This window comes from Mycobacterium sp. NPDC003323, from assembly GCF_053589535.1.
The window spans coordinates 114,167-139,505 of record NZ_JBSFSB010000009.1; the positions used below are offsets into that span (position 1 = coordinate 114,167).

General features: G+C 67.9%; 20 protein-coding genes. 10 read left to right on the forward strand and 10 right to left on the reverse strand.

Features of this window, described 5'->3' with window-relative positions; genetic code table 11:
• The first annotated feature begins 50 nt into the window (after nucleotides 1-50).
• Nucleotides 51-1,238, forward strand: coding sequence for a galactokinase (locus ACWDUN_RS20165; protein ID WP_449931776.1), 1,188 nt, complete (start codon nucleotides 51-53; stop codon nucleotides 1,236-1,238).
• Between the two features lies 1 nt (nucleotide 1,239).
• On the opposite strand, the gene ACWDUN_RS20170 is transcribed toward ACWDUN_RS20165, so the two are convergent.
• Nucleotides 1,240-2,145 carry an aldose 1-epimerase family protein gene (locus ACWDUN_RS20170; RefSeq protein WP_449931778.1) on the reverse strand — a complete coding sequence of 302 codons (906 nt, stop codon included), beginning with the start codon at nucleotides 2,143-2,145 and terminating at the stop codon, nucleotides 1,240-1,242.
• The gene (locus tag ACWDUN_RS20175; protein ID WP_449931780.1) at nucleotides 2,142-3,137 is read right to left on the reverse strand and encodes a LacI family DNA-binding transcriptional regulator; all 996 of its coding nucleotides are present in this window, start codon (nucleotides 3,135-3,137) and stop codon (nucleotides 2,142-2,144) included. The genes ACWDUN_RS20170 and ACWDUN_RS20175 overlap by 4 nt, the downstream gene beginning before the upstream one ends.
• Nucleotides 3,138-3,361: 224 nt before the next feature.
• Here ACWDUN_RS20175 and araB point away from each other — a divergent pair, with 224 nt between their 5' ends.
• The 4 genes from araB to ACWDUN_RS20195 all read left to right on the forward strand — a co-directional run bounded on the left by araB (nucleotide 3,362) and on the right by ACWDUN_RS20195 (nucleotide 9,084).
• On the forward strand, nucleotides 3,362-5,077 hold the full coding sequence (gene araB, locus ACWDUN_RS20180; RefSeq protein ID WP_449931782.1) for a ribulokinase: 1,716 nt from the start codon (nucleotides 3,362-3,364) through the stop codon (nucleotides 5,075-5,077).
• Entirely contained in the window at nucleotides 5,074-5,757 is a 684-nt protein-coding gene (locus ACWDUN_RS20185; protein ID WP_449931784.1) for an L-ribulose-5-phosphate 4-epimerase, read from the forward strand. The genes araB and ACWDUN_RS20185 overlap by 4 nt, the downstream gene beginning before the upstream one ends.
• A complete protein-coding gene (gene araA / locus ACWDUN_RS20190; protein WP_449931786.1) occupies nucleotides 5,757-7,256 on the forward strand; it encodes an L-arabinose isomerase in 1,500 nt (499 codons plus the stop codon). Before ACWDUN_RS20185 ends, araA begins: the two co-directional genes overlap by 1 nt.
• An 82-nt stretch (nucleotides 7,257-7,338) precedes the next feature.
• Nucleotides 7,339-9,084, forward strand: coding sequence for a GMC oxidoreductase (locus ACWDUN_RS20195; RefSeq protein WP_449931787.1), 1,746 nt, complete (start codon nucleotides 7,339-7,341; stop codon nucleotides 9,082-9,084).
• Nucleotides 9,085-9,152: 68 nt separating this feature from the next.
• On the opposite strand, the gene ACWDUN_RS20200 is transcribed toward ACWDUN_RS20195, so the two are convergent.
• Nucleotides 9,153-10,592 carry a catalase gene (locus ACWDUN_RS20200; RefSeq protein ID WP_449931789.1) on the reverse strand — a complete coding sequence of 480 codons (1,440 nt, stop codon included), beginning with the start codon at nucleotides 10,590-10,592 and terminating at the stop codon, nucleotides 9,153-9,155.
• A gap of 203 nt (nucleotides 10,593-10,795) precedes the next feature.
• Here ACWDUN_RS20200 and ACWDUN_RS20205 point away from each other — a divergent pair, with 203 nt between their 5' ends.
• The 5 genes from ACWDUN_RS20205 to ACWDUN_RS20225 all read left to right on the forward strand — a co-directional run bounded on the left by ACWDUN_RS20205 (nucleotide 10,796) and on the right by ACWDUN_RS20225 (nucleotide 16,486).
• Nucleotides 10,796-12,052: a GTP cyclohydrolase II gene (locus tag ACWDUN_RS20205; RefSeq protein WP_449931791.1), complete on the forward strand. Its 1,257-nt coding sequence runs from the start codon at nucleotides 10,796-10,798 to the stop codon at nucleotides 12,050-12,052.
• Nucleotides 12,049-13,263, forward strand: coding sequence for a URC4/urg3 family protein (locus ACWDUN_RS20210; RefSeq protein ID WP_449931793.1), 1,215 nt, complete (start codon nucleotides 12,049-12,051; stop codon nucleotides 13,261-13,263). The genes ACWDUN_RS20205 and ACWDUN_RS20210 overlap by 4 nt, the downstream gene beginning before the upstream one ends.
• Before the next feature lie 16 nt (nucleotides 13,264-13,279).
• Complete coding sequence (upp, locus tag ACWDUN_RS20215; RefSeq protein WP_449931795.1) at nucleotides 13,280-13,915, forward strand: uracil phosphoribosyltransferase; 636 nt, start codon at nucleotides 13,280-13,282, stop codon at nucleotides 13,913-13,915.
• Nucleotides 13,912-15,492 carry a glutamine-hydrolyzing GMP synthase gene (gene guaA / locus ACWDUN_RS20220; protein WP_449931857.1) on the forward strand — a complete coding sequence of 527 codons (1,581 nt, stop codon included), beginning with the start codon at nucleotides 13,912-13,914 and terminating at the stop codon, nucleotides 15,490-15,492. Before upp ends, guaA begins: the two co-directional genes overlap by 4 nt.
• A 190-nt stretch (nucleotides 15,493-15,682) precedes the next feature.
• Nucleotides 15,683-16,486, forward strand: a complete 804-nt coding sequence (locus tag ACWDUN_RS20225) for a C39 family peptidase (RefSeq protein WP_449931797.1) — start codon at nucleotides 15,683-15,685, stop codon at nucleotides 16,484-16,486.
• Nucleotides 16,487-16,489: 3 nt separating this feature from the next.
• Here the strand turns inward: ACWDUN_RS20225 and ACWDUN_RS20230 are convergent, their stop codons facing one another.
• From ACWDUN_RS20230 to ACWDUN_RS20260, 7 genes are all read right to left on the reverse strand, one after another.
• Complete coding sequence (locus tag ACWDUN_RS20230) at nucleotides 16,490-17,398, reverse strand: MerR family transcriptional regulator (RefSeq protein ID WP_449931799.1); 909 nt, start codon at nucleotides 17,396-17,398, stop codon at nucleotides 16,490-16,492.
• Between the two features lie 16 nt (nucleotides 17,399-17,414).
• A complete protein-coding gene (locus tag ACWDUN_RS20235; RefSeq protein ID WP_449931801.1) occupies nucleotides 17,415-18,911 on the reverse strand; it encodes a flavin-containing monooxygenase in 1,497 nt (498 codons plus the stop codon).
• Nucleotide 18,912: 1 nt separating this feature from the next.
• Nucleotides 18,913-19,833: a ferritin-like domain-containing protein gene (locus ACWDUN_RS20240; RefSeq protein WP_449931803.1), complete on the reverse strand. Its 921-nt coding sequence runs from the start codon at nucleotides 19,831-19,833 to the stop codon at nucleotides 18,913-18,915.
• A gap of 11 nt (nucleotides 19,834-19,844) precedes the next feature.
• On the reverse strand, nucleotides 19,845-20,684 hold the full coding sequence (locus ACWDUN_RS20245) for an SDR family NAD(P)-dependent oxidoreductase (RefSeq protein WP_449931805.1): 840 nt from the start codon (nucleotides 20,682-20,684) through the stop codon (nucleotides 19,845-19,847).
• Nucleotides 20,681-21,667 (reverse strand): alpha/beta hydrolase, encoded by a 987-nt coding sequence (locus ACWDUN_RS20250; RefSeq protein WP_449931807.1) that lies wholly within the window; start codon nucleotides 21,665-21,667, stop codon nucleotides 20,681-20,683. Before ACWDUN_RS20250 ends, ACWDUN_RS20245 begins: the two co-directional genes overlap by 4 nt.
• 139 nt (nucleotides 21,668-21,806) lie before the next feature.
• Nucleotides 21,807-23,741: a zinc ribbon domain-containing protein gene (locus tag ACWDUN_RS20255; protein WP_449931809.1), complete on the reverse strand. Its 1,935-nt coding sequence runs from the start codon at nucleotides 23,739-23,741 to the stop codon at nucleotides 21,807-21,809.
• Nucleotides 23,738-25,339, reverse strand: a complete 1,602-nt coding sequence (locus ACWDUN_RS20260; protein ID WP_449931811.1) for a S53 family peptidase — start codon at nucleotides 25,337-25,339, stop codon at nucleotides 23,738-23,740. Before ACWDUN_RS20260 ends, ACWDUN_RS20255 begins: the two co-directional genes overlap by 4 nt.

The following is a 25,339-nucleotide window of genomic DNA, read 5'->3' on the forward strand; positions in this document are numbered from 1 at the left end:
ACCGACGGATCGGTACAACCGTGAGGGCCACCACCAGAGCGCCCGTGCGGATGGTGCGACCGATAACCGCCGAACACCTCTGCGAGCAGGCCGACGACCTGTTCGCAGACCGGTTCGGTGGTGCGCCCGACGGCGTGTGGATCGCTCCGGGGCGAGTCAACCTGATCGGTGAGCATGTCGACTACATCGGTGCGCCGACGATGCCGTTCGCGTTGCCGTATGCCACCGCGGTCGCGGTCCGGGTGCACCATCGCGACGAGTTGCGTCTGGTGTCCTCCGGACACGACGACGTCTGGGAGGGACGGGGTTCCGATATCGGGCCACGGAACCCGACGGGCTGGCCGGGCTATGTCGCCGGCGTGCCGTGGGCCATGACCTACCACGACACCATCGCCGCGATGCCCGGCCTGGACATCGCCGTGCACTCATCGGTGCCGCCGGGGGCCGGCCTGTCCAGTTCGGCCGCACTGGAAACCGCTGTGGCACTGGCCATCGCCGAATTGGTCGGTGCGGCCACCGACGACGCCGGCCGTCGTACGCTGGCGCGGGACTGCATCACCGCCGAGAACATCGTGGTGGGCGCGGCCACCGGCGGTATGGATCAGTCCGTCGCGCTGCGGGCCCGTGCCGGGCACGTGATGCTGTTGGACTGCAGCACATTCTCCGTCGAGCACCTGCGGATGGATTGCGCCGCGGCCGGATTGGCCCTGCTGGTGATCAACACCAACGCCCCGCACCGCCTGGTCGACGGCGGCTACGGACTGCGGCGGTCCCGGGTGGAACGGATGTGTGCACGCATCGGCCGCAAGGCGCTGTACGACAACGACGATGTCGACGCGGTGCTCAACTGTGTCGACACCGACGACCCGACGATGCGGGGCGCGCTACGCCACGTGCTCACCGAGAACCGGCGGGTGGCGGCGGTCGCCGCGGCACTGCGCGCGGGCGACATCGCCGCCATCGGGCCGCATCTCAGCGCCTCACATGCCTCGCTGCGTGACGACCTGGTGGTCAGTTCGGCCGAATTGGACTGCGCCGTGGACGCGGCGCTGGGTGCCGGAGCGTTCGGCGCGCGGATGATCGGGGGCGGATTCGGCGGGTCGGCGCTGGCTCTGATCAGGGCCGACCGGGTCGGCGTCACGATGGAAGCGGTGCGCCGGGCCGCCGAGGATCGCGGCCTGCCCACCCCCGACTTCCTACACGCCACCCCCAGTGGCGCGGCGCGGCGCATCTGCTGACTCAGCCGTGGCGGACCGTCCACGACGCCGACCACGTCGACCAGGGCTCGAGCCAGCGCACTCCCGCGCCGCTGTTGAGGGCATCGGCGGGCGCGGTCATCGGCTCGACGGCGACCGCCGTCGTGAATCCGGCCTGCGTCCGGTAGCGCCGCGTGATGAACACGTGCAGGTACCCGAACTGCTCATCGGCCCACAGCGACACGGTGCGGCCATCCGGTGCGCGCAGTCGGTGGGTACTCCCGCCGTCGACGATGTGCAGATCCGTCCATGAGTCGTCGAGGTCCAGATCGGCGATCCGGCACCCGGTCCGCAAATCCCAACGACTGCCCTGCACATCGGTGGTCCCGACCGGGACGAGTCGATCATCGACATCGATATGGGTGTCGGCGGCCACCGACAGCGTCAGGTCCTCGGTCGCGACATCACCGATGCACAAGAACGGGTGCGCGCCGAATCCGACCGGAGCGACGATGTCGCCGGCATTGGTCACCGTGTGGGTGACGTGCAGGCCGCCGTCGACAACCGCGTAGCGCACCTCGGTGTCCAATCGGAACGGATACCCGTGCTGCGGAAAGACCTGTGCGGCCAGTGTCACCGCTTCCCGACTGTGCTCCAGCGGCTGATACGGGGTGAAGCACAACAACCCGTGCAGGGCGTGGCCGCGCTCGGGTTCGGTCACTGCCAGCTGCTGTCGTTGTCCGTCGTGGGTCCACACCCCGTCGCGGACCCGGTTGACCCACGGCATCAGGACGACGCCGGAATAGTACGGGCGCAACACATCTGAGCGATAGCCCGGCGTCAATGCCAGCCCGTCGACGGACAGCTGGCGCAGGCCGGCCCCGACAGCGGTGATCACCGCGCGTACCGCACCGCAATTCAGCAGGTACTCGGTCCCGTGGGCCGTCACGCGGGAGCCGCGGTGCTGGCGCGCACGATCAGATCCGATGCCAACAGTTCGGTCGAGCACTCGGTCCCGGACAGTTGGGCTTTCACCATGGCGATGGCTTCGTGACCGACCGCGGCGAAATCCTGCCGGATGGTGGTCAACGCCGGAATAAGATACGGCGCCTCGGGGATATCGTCGAAACCGACGACGCTGACCTCGTCGGGCACTCGGCGCCCCGCCTCGGCCAGGGCGTGCAGCACCCCGATCGCGGTGTGATCGTTGGCCGCGAACACCGCGGTGATGGTGCGGTCGGCGGCCACGTCGCGGCCGAGTTCATAACCCTGCGCCGCGCTCCAGTCGCCCTTCCATTCGGGGCGGGGGGACAGCCGCGCGGCCAGCATGGCGTCGAGGTATCCGCGGGTGCGACCGTGCGCCTCCGGCCAGCCGTCCGGCCCACTGACATGGGCGATTTCGCGATGTCCGAGGTCGATCAGATGTTGGGTGGCCAGCCGGGCCGCGGCCACCTGGTCGATGCCGACCGAGGTTCCCGACCCGCTGAGATCACCCTCGACGACGATCACCGGCACCCCGAAATCCTCGCCGTAGACCACATTGAGGGCATCCTGTTGTGCGGCGATCATCACGATGGCCTCCACCGCGAGGCGCGAGAGATGGTCGAGCGCACCGCGGATCTCCTGCCGGGTCACCGCGGCCAGCGTCACCGAACTGGAGAAGAATCCGGCCTCGCGGGCCGATTCCTCGACCGATCGCTGGATGCTGGACGGCCCGTATTGCGCCGTGCTGGAACCGATGATGCCGATGATGCCGGACCGGCTCGTGACCAACGCCCGTGCCGCGCTGTTCGGACGGTATCCGAGTTGAGCGATCGCGTGTTCCACCCGAGCCCGGGTCTCCGGTCGGATGCTGCCCGCACCGTTGATGACCCGCGACACCGTCTGGTGTGACACCCCGGCCAGTCGGGCAACGTCGGACATGACGGGCTTGCGGCTCACGGCTCCATTATTGCCGCCGGTCATCGGTCCGCCGGTGCCGGGACACGCGCAACGGTGTGCGGGTCGATCCCTGTTGGTACCGACGACGCCGACGAGTCCATCACCCGGGCATGTTAACGATCACCAAGAGTGCGCGTCAAGACGTAAAGAGGCGTTGTTCCAGCACACTAAGTGCGCTGGACATGTTTGACCGTCGCGCAATGTTCACGTTAACATTCGGTCTTGTGAGTCAGGACACACACCGCAGAGCGGCGCCGTCGAGCGCGCACAAGTATGTGGTCGGCATCGACTTCGGCACCTTGTCCGGCAGGGCATTGGTGGTCCGGGTCGTCGACGGATGCGAACTGGCTGCCGCCGAGCACGTCTACTCCCACGGTGTGCTCACCGAGGAACTGCCCGGTGACCGCGGGGTGCGCCTGCCGCCGGACTACGCCCTGCAGGTGCCCGCGGACTATGTGGACGTGCTGCGGTATGCGGTGCCCGAGGCGGTCGCCGCGGCAGGCATCGACCCGGCCGATGTCATCGGCGTGGGCACCGATTTCACCGCGTGCACCATGGTGGCCGCCCGTCACGACGGCACCCCGCTGTGCCAGATGCCCGAGTTCGCGGATCGCCCGCACGCCTATGCCAAGCTGTGGCGCCATCACGCCGCCCAACCACAGGCCGACCGGATCAACGCACTGGCCGCAGCGCGCGGGGAGAGCTGGCTGCCGCGCTACGGCGGATTCATCTCCAGCGAATGGGAATTCGCCAAAGGGCTGCAGATCCTGGAGGAGGACCCCGAGATCTACGCCGCGATCGACCGCTGGGTCGAGGGCGCCGACTGGATCGTCTGGCAGCTCACCGGACAGTACGTCCGCAATGTCAGCACGGCCGGTTACAAGGCGATCCGGCAGGACGGCGCCTACCCGTCTCGCGAGTTCCTGACCGCCCTGAACCCCGACTTTGCCGATTTCGTCACCGACAAGATCGAACAACCGATCGCCGCGCTCGGTGCCGCCGCAGGCACGTTGACGGCACAGGCCGCCGCATGGACGGGGCTGCCCGCCGGAATTGCCGTGGCGGTGGGCAACATCGACGCGCATGTCACCGTCGCCGCTGCCGACGCCGCCGAACCGGGCCGTCTGGTCGCCATCATGGGCACCTCGACCTGTCACGTGATGAACGGTCGAGAGGCGCGGCATGTCCCCGGCATGTGCGGCGTGGTCGACGGCGGAATCACCGTGGGGCTGTGGGGTTATGAGGCCGGTCAGTCGGGCGTGGGGGACATCTTCGCCTGGTTCATCAAGAACAACGTCCCCGAGCAGTTCGTGCGCGACGCCGCCGCGCAGGGAGTGTCGGTACACGAGCACCTCTCCGCGCTGGCCGCTCAGCAGCAGATCGGCCAGCACGGACTGGTCGCACTGGACTGGCACAGCGGCAACCGTTCGGTGCTCGTCGATCATCACCTGTCCGGGGTGATCGTCGGGCAGACACTGGACACCACCTGTGTCGATCAGTACCGGGCGCTGCTGGAGGCAACCGCGTTCGGCACCCGGATGATCATCGACACGTTCGTCGGCGCCGGTGTCCCGGTCGACGAGCTGGTGGTTGCCGGCGGGCTCATGAAGAACCGGCTGCTGATGCAGATCTACGCCGATGTCACCGGACTTCCGCTGTCCTGTGTCACCTCGGCCCAGGCGCCGGCCCTCGGCGCGGCCATCCATGCCGCCACCGCCGCCGGTTCCTACCCGGACGTACCGACCGCGTCGGCGCAGATGGGTGGCCGAACGGCGAACGCGTTCATGCCCATTGCCGAGAACGTGTCCCGCTACGACGCGCTCTACGCCGAATATGTCGCCCTGCACGACTGGTTCGGCCGCGGCAACCCGATGATGCGCAGGCTGCGCGCACTGCGTGCGGCGGCCGCCGAGGACGAGAAAGTGAGGATCGCCCGATGACGGTGACATCGGACGTGTCGCAGACCATCACGGATCTGCGACGTCAGGTGTGTGACCTGCACGCCGAACTGACCCGATACCAGCTGGTGATCTGGACCGCGGGCAATGTCTCGGCCCGGGTTCCCGGCCGAGATCTCATGGTGATCAAGCCATCCGGGGTCTCCTACGACGGCATGACACCCGAACAGATGGTGGTCTGCTCGCTGGGCGGTGAACTCGTCGACGGTGACCTGGCGCCGTCCTCGGATACCGCCGCCCACGCCTACGTCTACCGGCACATGCCCGAGGTCGGTGGGGTGGTGCACACGCACTCGACGTACGCCACCGCCTGGGCGGCGGTCGGCGAGCCGATCCCGTGCGTGTTGACGATGATTGCCGACGAGTTCGGCGGTCCGATCCCGGTCGGGCCCTTCGCGGCCATCGGTGATGACTCGATCGGCCGCGGGATCGTGGAAACGTTGCGCAGCAGCCGATCCGCGGCGGTGCTCATGCGCAACCACGGCCCGTTCACCATCGGCGCGACCGCGCCTTCGGCGGTGAAGGCCGCCGTCATGCTCGAAGATGTCGCCCGCACCGCGTTCATCAGTCGACAGCTCGGCAGTCCCGAGGAATTGCCGGCAGCGGCGGTCACCGCCCTGTTCGAGCGCTACCAGCACGTCTACGGCCAGAAGGAAGACTGATGTCACAACCGCAAGAGATCTGGTTCGTCACCGGCAGCCAGTCGCTGTACGGCCAAGAGATCCTGGACCAGGTCGCCGAGCAGTCGCGCAGTATCGCCGACCGGCTCGACGCCAGCGCCGACCTGCCGGTGCCGGTGGTGTGGAAACCCGTTGTCACCGAGAGCGACTCGATCTACCGGTTGCTCAGCGACGCCAGTGCCGACGACGCGTGCATCGGCGTCATCGCCTGGATGCACACCTTTTCTCCGGCCAAGATGTGGATCCGCGGCCTGAACTCGTTGCGCCGGCCGCTGCTGCACTTCCACACCCAGTTCGGTGTCGAGATCCCCTGGGACACCATCGACATGGACTTCATGAACCTGAACCAGGCGGCCCACGGTGACCGCGAGTTCGGCTACATCCAGACCCGGCTTGCGGTGTCCCGGGCCACCATCGCCGGACATGTGGACGACGCCGACACCACGACGCGTATCGGGTCCTGGGCGCGTGCGGCGCTGGCCGCGGCCGATCTGCGCGGTCTTCGACTGGCCCGGTTCGGTGACAACATGCGCGATGTCGCGGTCACCGAGGGCGACAAGGTGGAGGCCGAGTCGCGGTTCGGCGTCTCGGTGAATTCCTACTCCATCAACGATCTGGTGGCCTCCGTCGACGCCGCGGCAGATACCGACATCGACAAGCTCGTCGAGGAATACCAGGACCGCTACCGCGTCGCCGACGAGCTGTGTCACGGCGGTACCCGGCACGACACACTGCGGGAAGCCGCCCGTATCGAGATCGGATTGCGGCAGTTCCTCGAGGACGGACGCTTCGGTGCCTTCACGACCAACTTCGAGGATCTCGGCGGGCTGCGCCAGCTGCCCGGGATCGCCGTGCAACGGCTCATGGCCGACGGCTACGGCTTCGGCGCCGAGGGCGATTGGAAGACCGCCGCCATGGTCCGGGCCGTCAAGACGATGTCGAGTGGGTTGCCCGGTGGCACGTCCTTCATGGAGGACTACACCTATGACCTGACCCGCGGAGCCGAGACCATCCTGGGAGCGCACATGCTCGAGGTGTGTCCCAGCATCGCCGCCGGGACTCCGACCGTGGAAGCACATCCGCTGGCGATCGGCGGCCGCGAGGATCCGGTCCGGATGCGGTTCACGGCAGCGCCCGGGGATGCGGTGGTGCTGGGCATCTGCGATCTGGGCGGGCGATTCCGGCTGGTTGCCAACGAGGTGCGGGTCATCGAACCGCCCGCACCGCTGCGCAGCCTGCCGGTGGCCTGTGCGGTGTGGGAGCCGCAACCGTCATGGTCCACCTCGACCGAGGCCTGGTTGATGGCCGGCGGACCGCATCACACGGTGCTGTCGACCGCCGCGCCGCTGTCGGCGCTGCGGGATCTGTCGATGATCACCGGCACGGAACTGGTCACGATCGGCGCGGACACCGATCCGTACGAATTCCAGCGCGAGTTGCGGTGGAACGCGGTGTACCACCATTTGGCCGACGGGATCTGACGTCCGCGGCGGCCAGGCTGAACTTTACAAGTTAGGCCTCCCTGTCTAGCTAGTTACCCATCGGTAGGTTCATACTGGTGAGATGAAGCCTGACTATGACGTCTTGATCATCGGTTCGGGATTCGGCGGCAGCGTCAGCGCCCTGAGACTCACCGAGAAGGGCTACCGCGTCGGCGTGCTCGAGGCCGGTCGCCGGTTTGCTGACGAGGACTTCGCGAAGACCTCGTGGAACCTGCGCAAATTCCTGTGGGCGCCCCAGTTCGGCATGTACGGCATCCAGCGCATCCACCTGTTGCGCAATGTGATGATCCTGGCCGGCGCGGGCGTGGGCGGCGGGTCGCTCAACTACGCCAACACCCTCTACGTTCCGCCGGCGCCGTTCTTCAACGATCCGCAGTGGAAGGACATCACCGACTGGCAGGCCGAGCTCATGCCGCACTACGACCAGGCCAAACGCATGCTCGGCGTCGTCACCAACCCGACCTTCACCGATGCCGACCGCATCATGAAGGAGGTCGCCGACGACATGGGCGTCGGACACACCTTTGTCCCCACACCGGTGGGCGTGTTCTTTGGCGAGAACGACGAGAAGGCGCCCGGCAAGACCGTGCCCGACCCGTACTTCGGCGGTGCGGGCCCGGCGCGCACCGGATGCATCGAGTGCGGCGGCTGCATGACCGGTTGTCGCTACGGGGCCAAGAACACGCTGCTGAAGAACTATCTGGGACTCGCCGAGTCCGCGGGCGCGCAGGTGCACCCGCTCACCTCGGTCCGGGAATTCGAGCAGCGCCCCGACGGCGTGTGGGAGGTGCACACGGTGCGCACCGGCGGCAAGCTGCGCCGCCGCAAGCAGACCTACACGGCCAACCATCTGATCCTGGCCGCGGGCACGTACGGGACGCAGAAGCTGCTGTTCCGGATGCGCGACCACGGAAAGCTGGACAAGCTGTCGCCTCGGCTGGGCGTGCTGACGCGCACCAACTCCGAGTCCATCGTCGGCGCCGGGCGGCTCACCGTCGGCGACGATCTCGACCTGACACACGGCGTCGCGATCACCTCGTCGATCCACCCGACGGCCGACACGCACGTCGAACCGGTTCGCTACGGCAAGGGTTCCAACGCGATGGGTCTGCTGCAGACCCTGATGACCGACGGCACCGGACCCGAGGGCACCGACGTGCCGCGCTGGAAGCAGCTGGTGCAGACCGCGCGCAACGACCGGCGCGGGACGCTGCGGCTGCTGAACCCGCGCCGCTGGAGTGAGCGCACCATGATCGCACTGGTCATGCAGCATCTGGACAACTCGATCACCACATTCACCCGCAAGACCTGGTTCGGCTACCGCATGCTCGACAGCAAGCAGGGCCACGGTCTGCCCAACCCCACCTGGATCCCGGCGGGCAACGAGGTCACCCGGCGCATCGCCGAGAAGATCGACGGCGTGGCGGGTGGCACCTGGGGTGAGCTGTTCAACATCCCGCTCACGGCGCACTTCCTGGGCGGTGCGGCCATCGGCGACAGTATCGAGAAGGGGGTCATCGACCCCTATCAGAGGGTGTACAACTACCCGACGTTGTACGTCACCGACGGTGCGGCGATCTCGGCGAACCTCGGGGTGAACCCGTCGCTGTCGATCACCGCGCAGGCCGAGCGCGCCGCCGCCCTTTGGCCGAACAAGGGCGAAACCGACCAGCGTCCGGCGCAGGGGCAGCCCTACCGGCGGCTGGATCCGATCGCACCCGTCAAGCCGGTGGTGCCCGCCGAGGCACCCGCCGCGCTGCGTCGGCTGCCGATCACCCCGGTGTCGAAGCTGACGCCTTCGGCGTGAGCCGTTCGCGACGGTGCGCTCAGATCGAGATCCTTGCGGCTTTCTCGATCTGAACGCACCGTCAGCGGCTATTTGACGGCTGCCTCGATGCGGTCGCCGAGGTCCTTGTCCACATTGCGCCAGTATTCGAAGGCGCGCTGCAGCACCGGATCGGACACCCCGTCGGAGAGGTGTCCGGCGATGTTGGACACCAGCCGGTCGCGCGCCGCGTCGTCGAGCACATCGCGCACCAGCGTGCCGGCCTGACCCCAGTCGTCGTCCTCGGCGTGCAGGCTGTAGGCCGCACGCACCATGTCCCCGTCGGCGTGCCACAGCGGCTCCGCGGTGCGGGCCGGGTCGGCCGCCGGGCCGCCATAGGAATTGGGCGCATACACCGGATCGGTGACGTTGTTGATCCGCATCGCGCCGTCCTTGGAGTAGCTGTGCACCTCGGTCTTGGGGGTGTTCACCGGGATCTGGCGGTAGTTCACCCCGAGCCGGGCACGATGTGCGTCGGAGTAGGAGAAGCCACGGGCCAGCAGCATCTTGTCCGGGCTCAGCCCGGTGCCTGGCACCGCGTTGTTCGGTTCGAACGCGGCCTGCTCCATCTCGGCGTGATAGTCGGTGACATTGCGGTTCAGCGTCAGCTTGCCGACGTCGATCAGCGGATAGTCGGCGTGCGGCCACACCTTGGTCAGGTCGAACGGGTTGAACCGGTAGTCCTTGGCATCCTCGAACGGCATGATCTGCATCTTGAGCGTCCAACTCGGGAAGTCGCCGCGCTCGATCGCGTCGAACAGGTCGCGCTGGTGGGCGTCGCCGTCCTTGCCGGCCATCTCGTCGCCCTCGTCCTGGGTGTAGAACTCGATGCCCTGGTCGGACTTGAAGTGGTACTTGACCCAGAAGATCTCGCCGGCGGCATTGATCCAGCTGTAGGTGTGGCTGGAGTAGCCGTTCATGTGCCGCCAGGTACGCGGGATCCCGCGGTCACCCATCAGCCAGGTCACCTGATGCGCCGACTCCGGGGACAGCGTCCAGAAGTCCCACTGCATGTCATGGTCGCGCAGATTGTTGGCGGCGCGACGCTTCTGCGAGCGGATGAAGTGCTGGAACTTGAGCGGGTCGCGGATGAAGAACACCGGGGTGTTGTTGCCGACCATGTCGAAGTTGCCGTCGGGGGTGTAGAACTTGACCGCGAATCCGCGGGGGTCGCGCCAGGTGTCCGGGCTGCCGCGCTCGCCGGCGACTGTCGAGAAGCGGGTCAGCGTCTCGGTTTTCGCACCCGGCTGGAACACCGCGGCCTTGGTGTACGCGCTCACATCGCGGGTCACCTCGAAGTGACCAAAGGCGCCGCCGCCCTTGGCATGTGGCTGCCGCTCCGGGATCCGCTCGCGATTGAAGTTGGCCATCTGCTCGATGAGGTAGTGATCCTGCAGCAGGATCGGGCCGTCCGGGCCGATGGTCAGGGAGTGCTCGTCGCTGGGAACCGGGATACCGGCATCGGTGGTGGTGGGCTTGGGATTGGTCACCCCTCGCTCCTCTCACGATCTGGGGGCAGGCTGCGAGCAGGTAGTACCCCGACGTCACGAATTCCACACCTGCGCCCCGATCATCTCCCAATGATGTTGCCGGACCGTGATATTCGCTTGTCCGGTGCCGAGCCCGACCCGCTGATACAATCCGGGGGACAACGCTGTCACCCGAATTGCGCGTTCGTCTGAGGAGGTCCGGCGTGGGCACTGGCACGGATCGCACGGCCGCGCGGCATATCCGGCTGACCTCGCACAGTGGCGGCCCGCTGGCCCCGCCCATCCGCTGGGGCGCGCCGAGCCCCGCCGAGCGCGGGCCCATCGTCGGGACCACCGGTAACCGGGCGCACCGCAACGTCATCGGCACGCACAGCGGCTCCTACGGCGTGTACCGGGCGCTGGCCGTGGCCGCCGGGACGCTGTCCCCGCAGCATCGCGCGGACCTCACCGACACCGCGCCCACCGATGTCATCGGACCGCACCCGCAATGGCGGGATCCCGAACTCATCGTCAGCCTGGATCCCTGGGGTGCCGCCGTCGCCGATGTGTTCGCCGCCGAAATGGCCGCCGACCGCGACATCCGGCCCACCATCGCGATCACCAAGGCGCACGTCCTGCTGCCCGAGGTCGCCGACGCGATGCGCAACGGCCGTCTGCACGCCGACGGCCGGGTGCTGCTGTCCGGCGGCGCGGCGGTGGTGACCAAGGTCGCCGTCGAACCCGTGTGGTACCTGCCCGGCGTGGCCGCGCGGTTCGGGTGCACCGAGGCGGCGCTGCGCCGTGCGCTGTTCGAGGAGACCGGCGGCATGTATCCCGAGCTGGTCACCCGCGGTGACCTGGAGGTCTTCCTGCCGCCCATCGGTGGTCAGACCGTCTACATCTTCGGTGACCCGCGCGACCTGGCCGATCCCGAGGTCGAACTCACCGCCCGCGTGCACGACGAATGCAACGGCTCGGACGTCTTCGGGTCCGACATCTGCACCTGCCGGCCCTATCTCACCCACGCCATCGAGGAGTGCATCGCCGGGACCCAGCGCGGCGGGGTCGGGCTGGTGGCCTACTCGCGCAAGGAAGGTCGCGCGCTGGGCGAGGTCACCAAGTTTTTGGTGTACAACGCCCGCAAACGCCAAACCGGTGGGGACACCGCCGATCAGTACTTCGCACGCACGGAATGCGTTGCCGGCGTGCAGGACATGCGTTTCCAGGAGTTGATGCCCGACGTCCTGCACTGGCTGGGCATCACCCGCATCCACCGGCTGGTGTCGATGAGCAACATGAAGTACGACGCCATCACCGGCTCGGGGATCGCGGTGGGGGAGCGGGTCAACATTCCCGACGAGCTCATCCCGGCCGATGCCCGCGTCGAGATCGACGCCAAGATGGCCGCCGGCTATTTCACCCCGGGTCCGGTGCCCGATGTCGAAGACCTGAAGAAGACGGTCGGTCGGGGGCTGACGTGACGGTGGCGGCACACCCGGCCGCCGTGTTGCGCAGCACCACCGAGATCCGGTCGCGGGCCGGGCAATTGTTGGCCCGGGCCCGCCACGGTGATTCGACCTGGTTCACGGTGGACGATGACGCGCTGGCCGGGGCCGCCGCGCAGGTGGCCGACCTGACGGTGCGGCGCTTCCCGGATCTGGTCATCCCGTTCCACAGTCGCTGGCGGCACTTCGAGGCCGGCGGAGTGCATCGCAGCCTCGACCTCGACGCATCGACCGGCCCTGGCCGGGCGCGCACCCTGATCGACCTGGCCGTGGTCAGCGTGTTGCTGGACGCCGGCGCCGGTCCGGACTGGCGCTACCGCGAGGCGCAGTCCGGTCAGACGTTCACCCGGTCGGAGGGCCTCGGCGTGGCCAGCTGGCACGCGTTCACCGCCGGGGTGTTCTCCTCGGATCCGGCCCGCCCGCTGCAGGCCGATGCCGCCGGTCTGACCGGCCTGGACCCCGACCGGCTGGCCGCGGCGATGCAGGTCGGCCCGGACAATCCACTCGTCGGTTTCGAGGGCCGCATCGATGTGCTGCGCCGACTCGGTGCGGCGCTGGCCGACCAGCCCGATGTGTTCGGCGAACCCGCCCGGCCGGGCGGCATGTACGACACGCTGGTGCCTGATCCTGCGGCCCCGACCGTCGCCGCGCACGACATCCTGACCGTGCTGCTGACATCGCTGTCGCGAATATGGTTGGCCGACAACGTGCTCGACGGGGAACCGCTCGGGGACTGCTGGCGCCACGACGCGGTGACCGGGCCGGGCGCCACCGCGGGCTGGATGCCGTTCCACAAACTGTCGCAGTGGCTGAGCTACTCGCTGCTGGAACCGTTCGAGTCCTCCGGCGTGCGGGTGACCGGTATCGATGCACTGACCGGACTGCCCGAGTACCGCAACGGCGGACTGCTGCTGGACGCCGGTGTTCTGCGCCTGCGCGACCCGGGCTGGGCCGCGCGCAGCTGGGCCGCGGGCGATGAACTGGTGGTTGAATGGCGGGCGTTGACCGTGGCGTTGCTCGACGAACTGGCCGTCGGAGTGCGCGGACGTTTCGGACTGGATGCCGATCGGCTGCCGTTGGCCTGTGTGCTGGAGGGTGGAACCTGGGCCGCGGGCCGGGAACTGGCACAGCGGTTGCGCGGCGGGCTACCACCGTTGAGCGTGCTCAGCGACGGCACCGTCTTCTGATGGGAAAGGAACGCCATTGACCCCGGCTCCCGCGGTTACCGTGATCGATCACCCGCTGGTCACCCACAAACTGAACACGTTGCGGCGCAAGGACGTGTCCACCAACAGTTTCCGGCGTCTGGTCAGCGAGGTTTCCGCGCTGATGGCCTATGAGGTGCTGCGGGACATCCCGCTGCACGACGAGCAGATCGAGACGCCGCTGGAGACGATGACAGCCAAGGTGATCGACGGCAAGAAGCTGGTGTTCGTCTCGATCCTGCGCGCCGGCGGCGGCATCCTCGACGGCATGCTGGGCCTGGTGCCCAGCGCCCGCGTCGGCCACATCGGTCTGTACCGCGACCCGAAGACCCACGTCGCCGTCGAGTACTACTTCAAGGTCCCCAACGACCTGCATGAACGCGATGTCGTGGTGGTCGATCCGATGCTGGCCACCGGTCACACCGCCATCGCCGCCATCGACCGGCTCAAGGAACATCAGCCGCGCTCGATCAAGTTCGTCTGCCTGCTGACCTGCCCGGAGGGGCTCGCGGCCCTGCACGGGGCGCACCCGGACATCCCGGTGTACGCCGCCGCCGTGGACCGCCAGCTCGACGAGCACGGCTATATCGTCCCCGGCCTCGGTGACGCCGGGGACCGGCTGTTCGGGACCTGACCACTAGACTGTCGCGGGTGGAACCAGCCTCGACACGCCCCGTTCTCGTCATCGACTTCGGCGCGCAGTACGCGCAGCTGATCGCGCGTCGCGTCCGGGAGGCGCGGGTGTTCTCCGAGGTGATTCCGCACACCGCGACCGTCGAGGAGATCAAGGCCCGCGATCCGCAGGCCATCGTGCTCTCGGGTGGGCCGTCCAGCGTCTACGCCGACGGCGCCCCGCGACTGGATCCGGCTCTGTTCGACCTGGACCTGCCGGTCTTCGGCATCTGCTACGGCTTCCAGGCCATGGCCCAGGCGCTCGGCGGCACCGTCGCGCACACCGGCACCAGTGAGTACGGCCGCACCGAGCTGAAAGTTTCTGGCGGAGAGCTGCATTCCGAACTGCCCGGCATCCAGCCGGTCTGGATGAGCCACGGTGACGCCGTCACCGAGGCGCCCGACGGATTCGAGGTCGTCGCGGCCAGCGCCGGTGCGCCGGTGGCGGCCTTCGAGAACCGGCAGCGCCGCCTGGCCGGTGTCCAGTACCACCCCGAGGTGCTGCACTCACCGCACGGCCAGCAGGTGCTCAGCCGCTTCCTGCACGAGTTCGCCGGTATCGGCGCGGGCTGGACACCGGCGAACATCGCCGAACAGCTCATCGCCGCGGTGCGCGAGCAGATCGGTGACGGCCGCGCGATCTGCGGGCTGTCCGGCGGGGTGGACTCCGCGGTGGCCGCGGCGCTCGTGCAACGCGCCATCGGGGACCGACTGACCTGCGTGTTCGTCGACCACGGCCTGTTGCGGGCGGGGGAGCGCGCCCAGGTGCAACGTGACTTCGTCGCCGCCACCGGCGCCAAGCTGGTCACCGTCGACGTCGCCGACCGCTTCCTGGAGGCATTGAGCGGGGTGACCAACCCCGAGGGCAAGCGCAAGATCATCGGTCGGGAGTTCATCCGGGCGTTCGAGGGTGCGGTCCGCGATGCGGTCGACGTGTCCGGCGGCGACGTGGACTTCCTGGTGCAAGGCACCCTGTACCCGGATGTCGTGGAATCCGGCGGCGGTTCGGGCACCGCCAACATCAAGAGCCACCACAACGTCGGCGGTCTGCCCGACGATCTCAAGTTCAAGCTCGTGGAACCATTGCGCCTGTTGTTCAAGGACGAGGTGCGTGCCGTCGGCCGCGAACTCGGGCTGCCGGAGGATATCGTTGCACGCCAACCGTTCCCGGGACCCGGTCTGGGCATCCGCATCGTCGGTGAGGTGACGGCCTCGCGCCTGGACACGCTGCGCCGCGCCGACGCCATCGCCCGCGAGGAGCTGACCTCGGCCGGACTGGATCACCAGATCTGGCAGTGCCCGGTGGTGCTGCTGGCAGATGTGCGCTCGGTGGGCGTGCAGGGCGACGGCCGCACCTACGGTCACCCGATCGTGCTGCGCCCGGTCTCCAGCGAGGACGCCATGACCGCCGACTGGACCCGGGTGCCCTATGAGGTGCTGGAGCGGATCTCGACGCGCATCACCAACGAGGTGCCTGAGGTCAACCGGGTGGTGCTGGACGTGACGAGCAAGCCGCCGGGCACCATCGAGTGGGAGTGACCTACGTGGCTTCAGTCTCGTAGCGCGAACCGCGGCAACACTGAACTCAGGTATGTGATCGGGCCGTGCGGATGCACGTCACTGCAGTCGCGGTGAACTGGGCGCATCCAGGCTGAAGCCACGTCGATCCGCGCCGACCCGGCGCCTGAAACGTCCGCACCCGCGGCGGCGGATCTGATAATTTGCCGCCGTGATCAATAATTGCGTGCGCAACGGCGCTGCCGTGCTTGCGGCGCTGGCGCTGTGGGCGACGGGCTGCTCGACCGACACCGGGCACCCGGTGGCCGAGCCCGCCGGTACGGTTGTCGCGCAACCGCATTCGGGGTGCGATCCACGGGTCAGTCGGCCCGCGGAGGTGCGGATCAAGGAACAAGAGCGCACCGTCGCGCCTGCGGGAAACCCCGAACCGGCCGACGGCATCTACGGTGACCCCGAGGCGGCGACCCGGTACTGGGCCGAGCAGTCCGAAGGGGACTGCGGATTGATGGCGACCCGGATGGTGATCGGCGAGATCACCGGCGACCCGCCGACCGAACGCGAGATCATCGACCTGGCCGCGGGCACGCCCAGCGAGTGCAGCCCCGGCGAACCCGTCTATGACGAGAGCATCGACCCAACCGATGGTGGTGTCGGGCACGGCACCTGCACCACCGATCTGCTGTTGCTGCTCGACCAGTTCGGCATCGACGCCGACTACACCAATGACGATGTGGCGGCCGACGGCGGGCCGGACACCGGGATGGATGCGCTGCTGGACTATCTGAACGACGACCGGCAGGCCATCGTCTGTGTGAACTCCAAGATCATCTGGGACACCGAGGGGGACCGAACCGGTTGCGGTCACCTGATCACCGTCGCCGCCGTGGACGTTCCGAACGACATCGTCTACCTCGGCGACAGCGGCGGCGAGGACACCCGCGGTGAACAGGTCAGCCTGGACGTCTTCGAGCAGGCCTGGCGGACAGGGGATCACGAGTTGTTGGTGACCCGCTGAGAGCTAGCCGTCCTGCTCGACCTCTTTGTCGATGAGGTCGGCGAGGATCTGCCCGACCGCCGACTCGATGGTGGACTCGATCGAGAACGCCAGCGTCGCCGACACGGCCGATACCGCCTGGGTGCGGAAGCGCACCAACATGGTGAGCAATTCGGCGATCTCGGTGTCGGCAGGCAGCGCCGCGCCCGGATTGATGCGGTGCAGCACCTCCTCGATACCCGCCTGCACCAGCAGCCCGCTGATCTGGTCGACCAACGGCGCGATCTGCTCGTGCAATCCGATCAGCTTGTCCGGGGCGACGCCGTACTGTCGGATCTCGTTGAACGCCTCGATGAGCTTGGGCCGCACCACGACAGCCTCGCCGTCTTCGAGCTTGATGACGCCCAGGCCCACCATCCGTTCGAACCCGGGTTCGTCGTCGACGAGGCGCTTGGCCTCGGCAACGCTCATCCGTTCCGGCTTCTCGGTGGCCCAACTGCCCGCGATGGCCGATTCCAGTCCGAGCAGATCACCGACGCCCTTGCCTTGCTCCCACGCCGAGAGCATCTCGTGCACGTGGGCGATGTTGTAACCGCGATCCAGCAGCGAGGTGATCAGCCGCAGCCGGGTCAGATGGGTGTCGTTGAACAGCGCGATACGGCCCACCCGCAGCGGCGGGTGCAGCAGGCCGCGGTCGCGGTAGACCCGGATGTTGCGGGTGGTGGTGCCGGCCAGTTGCGCCAGTTCCTCGATGCGGTATTCGCCCGAAGCCGCGGCGCCGTGCGGCTGCACGGCCGCGTCGAAGAGCTGGGTCACCGCGTTCTCGACGACATCGCGCGAGCTGCGGCGGATCTGACGGGGCGCCCGGCGCAACCCCGTCAGGATCGTCGAGATCGCGCCTGCCGGTTGCCGGGGTGGCCTGGCCGTACCCATCAGATGACCGCCATGATCAGGCCGACGACAGGGCCGTCACCCGTGCGTCGTGCGCGACGGCCGTGTAGTCACCGAATCTGAATTCCCGCATCTGTCGAAGATACTGCGTGGCGAACCCGGGGTACATCGACGCGTTGAAACCGTCGGCGGTCAGATACCAACTGTTGCATCCGCTCATCCAGGTGGTTCGGCGCAGTCGGCGTTGCAGATCGGCGTTGTGCCGGGCCTGGACGTCGGCGCGGACATCGAGATAGCGCAGATCGTCGCGCAGGATGGTGCCGATCGCGTTGACCGCGTAGTCGATCTGACCTTCGGAGTAGACCAGCAGCGAGTTGTGGCCGGGACCGGAGTTGGGGCCGGTCATCATGAACAGATTCGGGTAGCCGTGCGCCTGGATGCTCTTGTAGGCCTGGGCGCCGGCCGCCCACTCGTCGGCCAGCGACCGGCCGCCCAGCCCGGTGACCGGGAACGGCGGGCCCGACAGGTGCACGTCATAGCCGGTGGCGAAGACGATGGCGTCGAGGTGGTGCTCGATACCGTCACTGGTGCGGATGCCGACCGGGCTGATGGTCGCGATGGGCCAGTCGATGAGCTTGCAGTTGTCCTTCTGCAACGCCGGGTAGTAATCGCTGGAGATGAGCATGCGCTTGCAGCCGGGGGTGAAGTCGGGGGTGAGTTGGCGGCGCAGCCACGGATCCTTGACCTGCCGGCGCAGGTGCGCCTTGCCGAGTCGCGACACCAGTCCGGTCAGCGGGGTGTCCCAGACCAGCGCCGTGGCGGTGACCTCGTGACCCCAGTACAGCACCTGCCGGGCCAGTTCCTGGGCGGCGGGCACGTTCGCGAACAACGCCTTGGCCGCCGCCGGGGTGGCGATGTCCATCCGCGGCACCACCCAGCCGGGGGTGCGCTGGAAGACCTTCACGAAGCCGGCCTGCTTGACCAGTTCCGGGACGATCTGCACGGCGCTGGCACCGGTGCCGATCACGGCTACCCGCTTGCCGGTGAAGTCGTAGTCGTGATCCCAACGGGCGCTGTGGATCTTGTGTCCCTGATAGCTGTCCAGACCGCGGATGTCGGGGAACTTGTGGTCGCTCAACGGCCCGGAGGCCAGCACCACGGTGCGGGCCTTGAGCTGTTTGCGGCCCTTGGTCTGCACCGTCCAGACGCCGGCATCCTCGTCGAAGGTCAAGCCGGTGACCTCGGTTCCGAAGTGGATGCGGTGGCGCAGGTTGTGGTCGTCGACCATCTGCTCGATATGAGCGCAGATCTCGTCGGCCGGTGAATAGGCCCGCGACCAGTCGGGGTTCTTGGCGAACGAGTACGAGTACAACAGCGACGGGATATCGCATGCCGCACCCGGATAGGTGTTGTCCCGCCACGTCCCACCGACGCGGTCGCTGCGCTCGACGATGACGACGTCGTCGGTCCCGGCCTCGGCCAGCTTGATCGCCGTGCCGATACCGCTGAACCCCGCGCCGACGATGACGGTGTCGTGGATGCGTGCCGCTGCCATGTCAGGCCGCCGGCTTGTAGGTCAGTTCCTTGAACCAGGAAGGGATGGGCTTCAGCAGTGCCTTGGGCAGGTAGTCCGATGCCGCGACCATCGGATTGGCCACCCAGTGGTAGGGGTTCCGGTCGTTGACCACCATCCGCGAATGCAGCTTGAGCAATTGGTAGGTGGGCACCTTCCAGGTGTGCTCGGCACGCCCGCCGAGTTCCTTGAACCGCATCATCGCCTTGTACAGGCGCTCCGGTTCCAGACCCATGTCCACGATGTTGTTACGCATCCGGTTGAGCAACGGGACGTAGATGATCATGCCGATGATCAGCCCCGGGGAGGCCACGCTGCCGACGAAGTCGATGGCCAGCCTGCGTGCCTTCGCATGACCGATCATGTTGAGGACCTCGAAATCGACGGCGATGTGCCGGGATTCGTCATTGTTGATCTTCTCGAACACCTGGTGGCAGACCGGGTCCTCGACCTCGTCGAGCAGGAACTTCAGCAGGGCGCCGTCCAGTGCCACCTCCAGCATCGGGATGACGGTGCCCAGCACCGACAACGACATGTCGTCGGCGTAGGTGTCCAGCCAGTCGATGGCCAGGCGGATGTTGACGTTCGGTTCGGGCATCTCGCCGTCTTCGAGCATGCCCCACCGCTTCATCAGGGCCAGTTCGGCATTGGCGTGCCGCTGTTCCTCGGCGTGGAAGTAGCGGTAGATCTCGGCCAGCGTCGGTGTCGGCGCCTTCTTGGCCAGTGCGGCGAAGCCGCGGGCGCCGACGTTCTCGATCCAGCACAGGTCGGCCATGAAGGCCTTGAGCTTGGGCCGGAATTCGTCGCTGATGGTTTCCGCGCCCGGAGCGTCCCAGTCGATATCGGCCAGCGCCCACTGCCGGTCCTTGATCTTGGCGAGCATGACGTCCATGTCCAGTGCCATCGTCGGGCCTCCTAGGGTGCCGTGATGCGGGTGGTGAGGCCGACGGCGCGGGTGTACACCGTCGGGGTGAAACGTTTGATGCCCCAGCCGATCCGGGCATCCGGTTGCGGCATGCAGTACAGGCCGCCGCGATCGTTGGTGTCCAGGCACATCCGGGCGACCTTGCGCGCGGAGAACCCGGTCCAGCGCATCAGGGTGTCGGCCAGCTGGGTGGAGCCCTCGGTGATGCGTCCGGAGGACACGATATTGGTCTTGACGAAGGTCGGGCACAGCGCCGTCACGTTGATGCCGGTGCCGGTGAGCTCGGCGGACAGAGTCTCGGAAAGCGACAGTGTGCCGGCCTTGCTCACGTTGTAGGCGGCCATTCCCGGGGCGGCGCCGAACGCGGCCGCCGAGGCGACGTTGATGATGCCGCGCGGGCGGCCGGTGTCGTCGGCGCGCAGGATGGGGGTGAAGACATGGCAGCCGTGGATCGGGCCCCACAGGTTCACCCCGAGCACCCACTGCCAATCATCGAGGCTGATATCGCCGATGGGGGTGCCGCCGGCGCCGACACCGGCGTTGTTGATCACCAGTGTGGGCGCACCGCCGAACCAGTCCTGGGCCGCCTCGGCGAGGGCCGCGACCTCCTCGGCGCGGGAGACATCGCAAGCGACGGCGGTCGCCTCGCCGCCGCCGGTGGTGATGGCCGTTGCGGTGGCCTGCGCGGCATCACCGTTGATGTCGCTGCAGACCACCCGACCGCCCCGGGCGGCGAGCTCGAGGGCGAATGCGGCGCCGATACCGCTGCCCGCGCCGGTGACGACGGCGTCGGCGTTGCGGCTGCGGCGGGTGCGGGTGAACGGGATCATCCGGCCACCTGCTCGATCACATTGTGCTGCAGGGATTGTGCGATGAAGTGCTTGACCCGGCGCATGGCGGGGACGGCTTCGGGTGACAGCTTGGGTAGGGCCTGGAAGACGTGTACCTGGTCGGGCCACACCTCGAGCTCACAGTTGCCGCCGGCGGTGGTGATGTCGGCGGCCAGTTGCCGGGCGTCGGCGAGCAGCATCTCGGCACCGCCGGCCTGGATCAGCGTCGGCGGCAGCGCGCGCCCACCCGCCACGTCGAGCGTCAGCCGCGGATCGGTGAGATCGGCTCCGGCGCTGTACAATCCGACCAGACGGGCGGCGTCGGACACCCGGATCGCCGGGTCCAGGCGCAGTGCCTCGCGGGCGCGGGCAAGCCCGAAGCTCAGGTCGATCAGCGGGGAGAACAGGGCCACACCGGCCGGATGAGGCACATCGGGTTGCAGTAGCAGGTCCACCGCGAGATGCCCGCCGGCCGAATCGCCGGCGATGACCATGCGTTCGGGTGACAGGCCGTGTTCGGTGCACAGGAAGTCCCACCCGGCACGGACATCGTCTGCCGCGGTGGGGAATCGGTACCGCGGAGCCAACCGGTAGTCCACGCAGAACACCGGCAGGCCGGTGAGCCGGGACAGCCAGGCGGTCAGCCGCCGGTGCGTGCGCGGCGAACACAGCGCGAATCCACTGCCGTGCAGGTAGTAGATGGCCGAGTCGGTGTCGGTATTGCGGTCGGCGCGCACCCATTCGCCGACGAGGCGTCGACCGTCGGATAGTCGGACATCGACGTGCTCGACCCGGGTGCCCGACATCGACGGGCCGAAGGTGTCCATGACGCGGGCGATGATCTGGCGTGACGCCCACAGCCCCCACGCCTGTTCGGGCGGCAGTATCGCGCTGATCTGCCGCAGGGTGGCGTGGCTCAGTGCGGCGGCCCCGCGCGAGCGCAGCGATCCACGGGCGGGTGGGCGATCCTCCGGTATCGGCATTCGTCGAGTACACCTTTGATTGGTGACATTTGTCAATGTCAACATTTGGAGTTGTGTGGCCGCCATCTCTCGGCGAGCAGACACAAACTCGCCTTTTTGGGTCTCAAAAGGGGGAGTTTGTGTCTGCTCGCGGGAAGGGTCAGCGCGGAGGGTCGCCGCGCCAGCTGAAACTGTTGACGTATTTGCCCATGTCGAGTGCCAGTTGCAGGTTGGCCGCCGACGGCTTGCCGGAACCGAAGTCGGGGCCGAACGCGCGGTAGGGCCCGACCGCGCCCGCGATGAGCGCCAGATCGTTCTTCACCGCAACCATCACGATGATGCGCATGCGCGCCGAGCTGCTCATCGCGCCCTGGGGCCAGTAGTCGGCGGCCATGCCGTAGCCCAGCTGGTAGCCGACCATGGTGTTGGGGATCTGGTAGGCGGTCTTGGTGTCCGGGAAGGTCTTGTTCACCAGGTCGACCGCGATCTGCTCCGGCGTCCGCCCGGCGGCGGGCTCGCTGAACAGCTGCATGGTGCCGCCGTCGCCGGCCTGCAGTACCGCGGTGATCCCGTTGTCGTTCTTGGTGATCTGATAGGCGGAGTTCTCCACCGGATAGGACACCGAGAAGGCGCCGTCGGCGGACGTGAAGCGCGGGTTGATCTCGACGCCGCGGCCCATGGGCGGGGTGCCGCAGTCCGGTGGGCAGGCGTAGCGCGGGGTGGGTTTGGTGATCAGGCCCGACAGCCCGACCAGTGCGCCGGCCACCGCGATGATCACGATCCCCAGGACCAGCGCCACCTTGCGGAACGAGGTCTTGGGCGGTTCGGTGGCGGTGAAATCCCCGGCGTACAACGAATATCCGGGAATGAGGCCGACCACGATCTCACCGTCGGCGGGTTTCTCCTCCAGGCGGATCGGTCGTTCCTCGCGTCGGGTCCGGCGTGATCGCCGGGAGGAGGCGTGCATGGCCGCACCGCACCGGGCGCAGAACGGCGCATCCGGCACGATGTGGTTGCACTCGGTGCACAGCATCGGCTCATCGGGCCGGATCTCGTCCTGTGCCTCGTTGAGCAGCGCCAGCTGCAGGCCGATGCGCAACGCGAACAGCGCGATCGCCGCGAGCACCAGATAAGCGGCCAGTTGCAGGAATTGGGGGAACCGTGCCACCCCGACCAGGCCCAGTCCGAGATAGACGGCGGTGACGATCAGCGCGAACAACACCAGGATCCCGCGCACCACACCGCGGTTGCGGGTGACCTTGCTCGGTGGCCGGGTGAACCACAGCGCGATACCGATCAGACCACCGATCGCCGCCGCGCTCAGCGGCATCGCGATACCGCGGATCCCCGCCTCGACCAACAGGCCGTCCAGCGGGCGGGTGCGGTTGACGATGCCGAGCGTGAACTGCGGTGCCAGCCGCGTCAGGGTGGCCGCGGCGGTGAACGTCACCGCACCCAGCGCGCCGATCGCATAGCCGTCCAACGATTCCCGGTCACCGCGCCACGCCAGCCGCGCGGCAACGGCGGGCACCAGCATCAGCAGCAGACTGCCCAGCGGGATGCCGATACCGTCGCGCAGGATCCGGGCGCCGACCACCCCGGCGCCCAGTGGCACACCGTAGGCGCGGGCCACCGCCGCACCGGTCAGCAGGACCCAGCCGATGCCGAGGGCGATACCGAGCCCGACCGTCAGCATCAGTGCCGAGCGCGGAATGTCACGGGCCACACCGGATTCGCGGATGTAGAGCGCGAACAAAAGCGGCAGGCCGAGCGAGGCGACCGTGATGAGGGCCGCCGGCATGCGCAGCAGGGTGGCCACCGTCAGGGCGATGGCCAACAGCGCCAACCCCATCAGGAAAACCTTGCGCGACCGCGGCGACAGATGCGGGAACAGCGAACTGGTCAAAGCCGGTGCGAGCAGGCGCTGACCGGGTGCGGCGCTGAAGGCGCGGGCCCGCAGCCAGTGTGGGCCGTCACCGCTGCGGTGCTCGGCGAGCGGAACGCCGCACAGGCCGCAGAACTCGCCGGCCGGGACGTCCACCCGGCAGACCGGGCATTCCACCCATCCGGGGGCGGGGGCGGTGGGTGCGCTCATCCGGCCTGAACCTTCTGTGCGATCTGGAGATTGCGGACCAGGTTGTCCACATCGGGGGTGCCCAGTCCGGTGACCAGGTCGTAGCCGGGGCCTGCGACGTCGACGGCGTTGCCGCCCAGGGTGACATCGCGGAAGGCCGGCCGGGGCGCACCCTGGGCGATGCGATACAGCAGCGGGTTGATGTCACCGATCAAGGCGCCGTCATTCTCGAGCAACCACTGGTTCATCACGGCGGTCAGGGCCGCCCAGATGGGGGCCGACTGGGAGGTGCCGCCGCCGGTGATGAACTGGTCGTTGAGCACGATCTTGACGCCGGTGAACGGGTCGGCCACGGCGGCGACATCGGGCGTCATGCGCTTGCCGATATTGCGTTCGGGGGCGACCGACCCGGTCACGCTGCGCTGCCAGGGCGGGAGGTCGAACAGATGCGAGACGCCCCCTCCGGTGCCCTGGGACAGTGGGACGTCGAACCAGGTCTGCTCCGAGATCCAGCCGCCGCGTTCGTCGGTGGACAGCGTGGTGCCGCCCACGCTGGTCATCTCGGGCAGCGAGGCGATCGAGTCGAGGCCGATGTCCTGTGCGCTCGGCGGTGAGGACCAATCCTGGCCGCCGCGGCATTCCATGCCGGCGAGGTCGCCGCTGGCGTTGTAGGCGGTGGTGCCCCGGGCGTGTGCCGCGCGCAGGGCGGCGCGCACCGGGGCCAGATCGGCGGCGGTGATCAGTTTGTCGCAACCCCACCCGATGGAGAAGCTCCACACGGCGCCCGGGAACCGTCGGTCGGTGTCCTCGAGCATCTCGCCGATCTTGCGATAGCCACCCCCGCCCTCGACGGTGGGATGGGCATTCACCACGACCTTGCGGGCATCGGGGGCAATGGCGTGCGCCACTTGCAGATCCATCGACAATTCTCCGCGGGTTTCTCCCGGCATTCCGCCGACGATTTCCGGTGTGAATTGCGGTAATCCGAAAGTCGAGCTGAATTTGTCCAGATCGGATTGATTGAATCCGTCGAAGGCAAAGATGACGATGGTGGTTCCCTTGCCCGTGAAACCGGCCGCGGCGAGTTCGTCTGCGTTGTAGGTGTTCAACAGCGCCGCAGGCGTCAGCCCCTGGGCCGGGACGTCGGTCCGGATGTGATCCGGGCGCGACATGTGATGCGGTGTGTAGCTGAGGATCCGGCCGATCTCGGCCACCTCGTGGCGCAGATGCTCGGGTACCAGCGGTTGTTGGGGCGAGGCGTAGAAGTACTGCCCGCGCCGGCCGCGGTAGTCGCGTACGGAGACGTCGAAGGCTTGTTCCACGGCGGCGGGGGAGCCCTCGACGATGGCCCAGTCGTCACCGGGGCGCCACTGGACATCCAGGGCCTGGTCATGCGCCCAGTCGATGAACGCCGACGGCTCGTCCTTCTCGGTGAGGCTGGCGGTGAACTCGATGCGTTGCTCGCGCGCGGGCCCCAGATCGGTCGAGGCCTCCAGCAGCGATGCGTAGGGACCCTCGATCAGGTTGTCCTTGCCGCGGTCATGGTCGAGCACCGCCACGACGACAGCGATCACCGTGGCGCTCACCAGAAGCGCCGCCAGGAGCTTGCGATTGATCAC